General features: G+C 54.5%; 6 protein-coding genes. 4 read left to right on the forward strand and 2 right to left on the reverse strand.

Features of this window, described 5'->3' with window-relative positions; genetic code table 11:
* The coding region (locus ACREAY_RS10000) for a hypothetical protein (protein ID WP_431755631.1) at positions 1-263 on the reverse strand (263 nt) is incomplete at its 3' end.
* Positions 264-277: 14 nt separating this feature from the next.
* On the reverse strand, positions 278-1,165 hold the full coding sequence (locus ACREAY_RS10005) for a DNA-methyltransferase (RefSeq protein ID WP_431755632.1): 888 nt from the start codon (positions 1,163-1,165) through the stop codon (positions 278-280).
* A gap of 319 nt (positions 1,166-1,484) precedes the next feature.
* On the opposite strand from ACREAY_RS10005, the gene ACREAY_RS10010 reads away from it, so the two are divergent.
* The 4 genes from ACREAY_RS10010 to ACREAY_RS10025 form a co-directional block, all read left to right on the forward strand.
* Positions 1,485-2,702: a FlgD immunoglobulin-like domain containing protein gene (locus ACREAY_RS10010; protein ID WP_431755633.1), complete on the forward strand. Its 1,218-nt coding sequence runs from the start codon at positions 1,485-1,487 to the stop codon at positions 2,700-2,702.
* 34 nt (positions 2,703-2,736) lie between these two features.
* Entirely contained in the window at positions 2,737-2,964 is a 228-nt protein-coding gene (locus ACREAY_RS10015) for a hypothetical protein (RefSeq protein ID WP_431755634.1), read from the forward strand.
* A gap of 28 nt (positions 2,965-2,992) precedes the next feature.
* The gene (locus tag ACREAY_RS10020; RefSeq protein WP_431755635.1) at positions 2,993-3,313 is read left to right on the forward strand and encodes a hypothetical protein; all 321 of its coding nucleotides are present in this window, start codon (positions 2,993-2,995) and stop codon (positions 3,311-3,313) included.
* 780 nt (positions 3,314-4,093) lie between these two features.
* On the forward strand, positions 4,094-4,534 hold a 441-nt coding region (locus tag ACREAY_RS10025; RefSeq protein WP_431755636.1), incomplete at its 3' end, for a hypothetical protein.

The raw sequence follows: 4,534 nt of genomic DNA on the forward strand, positions 1-4,534 counted from the left end.
TCGGTGCCTATCGCGTCCACAAACGACGAGTCGCCGGTGAGCCTCTTTAGCTGGATGAACTTTTTCGCCGGCCTGTCCTTCTGGATGATGTAGTGGATAGTCGCGCTGCCGACGGCGCCTGTCTGGATAAAGAGCACGTGCTTGCCCCCGTGGTTGATGTAGTACAGCATGGGGACGACCCCGAGCATCGACTGCGACGAATAGATTATCACCTTTAGCATGTCGTCAAGCTCTTCGTATTTCAGGTAAACTTGCTCTGGCACGCCCGGGGGTACCGTCACGACGACATATTTCCTTTTTGCAGGCTCAGCCTCTTTTCGGCTGCGGCGGCGTATTCTCTGCTTGTATCGTAACCGACAAAGCGCCTGCCGCTCCTTGCCGCAGCGACGCCAGTCGAGCCGACGCCGCAGAACGGGTCCAGCACGACGTCGCCTTCAAACGTGTACAGCTGTATGCACCGGTATGGAAGCTCGACCGGAAAGGGCGCCGGATGCCCGACCTTTCGTGCCGACTCGGCCTGGAACTCCCACACGCTCTTTGTGCATTTCAAAAACTCCTCCTTGCTTATCGTGCTCTTCTTGCCGTTTGCGGTTCTTGAAAACTGGCCCTTTGAAAAGACCAGTATGTATTCGTGCGTGTCGCGGAGCGTCGGGTTGGATGCCGACTGCCAGCTCCCCCAGGCTGTGGACGCGCCGGCGCTGGAGCCCTTGTTCCATATCACCTCTCCGCGCATGGAGAATCCTGCGGCTGCCAGGTCCTCTATCAAAAAGCTGTGCAGCGGGATGTAGGGCTTTCTCCCCACGTTTGCAATGTTGACGCAGACCCTGCCGCCGTCCACGAGCACCCTGAACATCTCGCCAAAGACCTTGCGCAGCAGTGCGCGGTACTGGTCGATCGTCATGTCCTTGTCATATGCCTTGCCGACGTTGTAGGGAGGCGAAGTCACTACAAGGTGGACGCTTGCGTCCGGCAACTCTCTCATATCCTCGCTGCTCTTGCAAAATATCATGTCGGTGTATTTATCCGGCAAGGCGTTTTCAACGCTGATGTCGCCTGCAGCCTGCGGGTCTCCATAGATCTTGCGCCCGTAAAACCCCGACGAGTCGTGGCTCTCCCTCCTTGACACGCCAAAGTCGCTTGTCCTGGTCGGTACCCGCTTTTTCACAACTTTGTGAGCGTGTGGAACTCTAAATGCTTTGCCCGGCCGCGGCTTGGTCGCTGCTTCTGTTACCAAAATCAGTACGAGTTTTCTGCGCTCTCACTTCATGGGCCTTTTATACATTGATCTCAAATCTTTCCCGGAACGCGCTAGCGTTTTGATAAACAAAATGAACACCTTTTGGATGGTTCTTGGTCTGACATTCTGTCTCCTTTTCGGGGCTGTTACTTTACAGCCTGTACTCGGCCAGCAGTCCGGCGGCGATGACGATGATGATGAGCCGAATGCTCCCAACTCGCTTCCTGAACTCATCCTTAACGAAGCCTTGACACTGGGGGACATCATCCTCCCTGAAATTCCTCCCGCCGCCGCGCAACAAGGCAGCGCCATAGGCGACCTGATTGGCATTGTCGATGAGGTGCTTCCGGGCTCTTCTAGCACTTCAAGAACGATTTCTGACGGCATTTCGCTGAGCGATTCTATGATCTGGCAGGCCGACCCTGCAGAAATTCCCGAAGTGAATATTTCCGACGCCCTGAGCGTGGGCGACAATCTGTCCAGTTCGCCACAGGTAGCCACAAACACCGTCAGAGGGGTTGCAGATTCCATGAACCTGAGCGACTCTCTCCAGAACACGGTTGTCCGAGGGAACGTGAACCCCAACCCCCAACCACCTGCGCCTGCTCCCGTGACCCCCGCCCCAACTCCCGTGGATAGGTACCCTCCGCCCAGGGCCAACGTCGCAAGGTTTTTGATCGAGACCCTGGAAGTAAATGACGCGCCTGACAAGGGCAGTACGGTGACCACTGCCCGCCCTGAATCAAACCTGCGCATAGTGGACAACATTGCCGTTTCAGGGCTGGTGGTGCCGCCATCTGAGCCTATAATCTCTATAACCTCTCCGCCGCTGATAGAGCTGTCGCAGGACGGGATTGCCGAGATAACCTTCCACTCGACTTCGACCGGGACGTATGGCGTGGAAATACTGGACAAAGACGGCAAGACGGTGCGCAGCCTGGAAGGTGAGATGAAGCTGGGCGCCAACTCGGTCTCCTGGGACGGCAGGGGCTCTTCAGATGCCATGTCTCCTGCGGGCAGGTACATTTACTATATTTCAGCAGCAGGAGCCGGCGGGTCGCGCGAGCCGCCAAGAGACGGCGACGGGGTCATCGTCATGACAGGGCCGCAGGGTGCAGGGCCGCTGTCCGGCCCGCAGGTCGACCCGACCTACCTTATCATCGTGGCGATAATAGGGGCGGCAGGCGCGGGCCTGTTCCTCTTTTTGCGCCGGCAAAAGAGTCTGGTCATGTACCTGCCGGCTTCGGCGTCAGAAGTCATTGACGACATGCGAGAAAAGTATCCTGACCTCGTGGTGGAAGACTATGTCGATCCAAACGACCCGACCCTGTTCAAGGGGGTCACGATAAAGAATCCCAAGGGCGCCGACGAGCAGTGGCTGACAGAGATGGCTGAAAAGGCGAAAAACATCGCCGGCGTGGATTCTGTCAGCATCAACTACCGGGGCAAGCAGCAGACCCTGTAATGGAATATATTGTTCCGGCGCCATGCCGGGGCTGTTGTCGGAAAACTCGGTCAGGCACATCGACACGCTGCGCGAGATGGAGGCCCACAAGCGGCAGTACCAGATACGCTGCAGCCACCACGAGCTAGAGTATTCTGCCAGGGAAAAGCGAATAACCTGCGCAGTGTGCGGCAAGTGCTGGGCCTATGTGCAAGAGCGCGGCTATTCAGAGACTCTGCATGTCTATGCCGCCGATAAAGAAGACTATTTGCCGATGACCTGAATATATACGGGCCCGCTGGATGTAAGGCATGCTTATCTACCGGTTGCCGAGCCTCGCAGAGATGCAAAAAGCCGGCAGGGACGGGCGCATGAACATATTCCGGCGCTATTTCGCGTCGAGCCGCTACAACCGCTTGCTGATACAGCAGGCCCTAGTCCAGTCGGCCCGCGACGGCGTCGCTCTAGAGGTTGCAGAGATGGAGCAGTCACACAACTTCGATTTTTCAGACACCGTAGAGCGCGTGAAAAAGTACGGCTATTATGACGAGTTTCTCGACGCGGTAAAGGAGGAAGCCGACGCGCTGCAAAAGATAATCGAGGCCTATGACCGGCGCATGAACCCTGATTAGCTGTGGACGTGGGTGCAGTCGTCCACCCTTCCGCACCGGCCGCACGTCCAGCTTACATGTTCCCTGCAACTGGCGCACAGCAGATGGGGCACGAGATCCGAGCCGCACTCTCTGCACGATTGCCTGAACATGTCCAACCATTCGCTAGAAGGATATATCAGACCGCCTGCGCAAGCGTGTGTATGCGTAACGACCGGTGCAGACCGGTCAGCTTGCAAGCAGATTTTTCCTCTAAGATTATCTTGTCCTAGCGTGTATAATCCGCTACCTTTTTAGCTGCCAATGCAGCTTTTAGACTATTAGCAGGTGGTAGTGCGGGGGGCGAATTACCCACACTACGATCACCGCCTAGAAGAAAATGGGTTCAGCGGGTAGCAGACCTAAATGGGTATAAATCCAATTAATTACATATGAAAAAGACAGACGACTGCCAAAATGAGGCAATTTCATAGATTGAACGCGTAACAAGATGGATGGACCGAAGTGTGGGGTGGGATTTATTCTTGGTTCTACTAGTAAGTCGGTTCAAATTTGGTCGGACCCATGGCCTGTGGGGGGATATATACAGAGTCGACAGAATCGCTGCTATGTTCGTTTGTACTATGACTAATTTTGGGTCAAAAATGGGCAGATGTAAGAAAATCGCCCATACGAAGGTAAGTACTGCCGTCCAAGAGCATTACTGATCTATAGTATTCTCCTATACAGTCTAACCCATGTTAGAAGAGATAGAAGCTTTTGCCCAAATACGTAATACCGATGCGTATCCCACCTGCTGCTATGAGTTCCAGAAGGGCAAAGAAGTCTGGACTGACAAGCACCTATGCCTTCGCATCAGGAACAATATTGCTCATGGCAGCACTACTACTCACTAGTCCTAGCGCATTGGCAGAGAAACAGACGACGACAGTTCACATCAATGGGCAGGTAAGTACCGAATCAGGGGATACGCTCACGCTTCAAGCACACGCCAAAGGAAGTAGTCCCTCGTCGCTATCTGGCAAAGGGCTAGACAGTACTTTTCATGGCGGATCACCTCCACCAGGGACATGTACATTCGCACTTACAGGCTCGATATCTGATGATGGTAGCATCATAACACTTTCAGGCGCCGTAACACAATCGAGTAACGCTGCACTCGTAGGAACACCAGTGGAAATTATTGCTGATGCATCAACTGGAGAGATTACTTTCATCTTTGGACCAGTAGCTGCATTAGGA

It is taken from the genome of Nitrososphaera sp., from assembly GCF_050748925.1.
Taxonomy (GTDB): Archaea; Thermoproteota; Nitrososphaeria; order Nitrososphaerales; family Nitrososphaeraceae; genus Nitrososphaera.

Coding starts and splice junctions, on each gene's coding strand:
- ACREAY_RS10020 (WP_431755635.1), top strand. CDS start 2,993: ATGCTTATCTACCGGTTGCCGAGCCTCGCAGAGATGCAAAAAGCCGGC.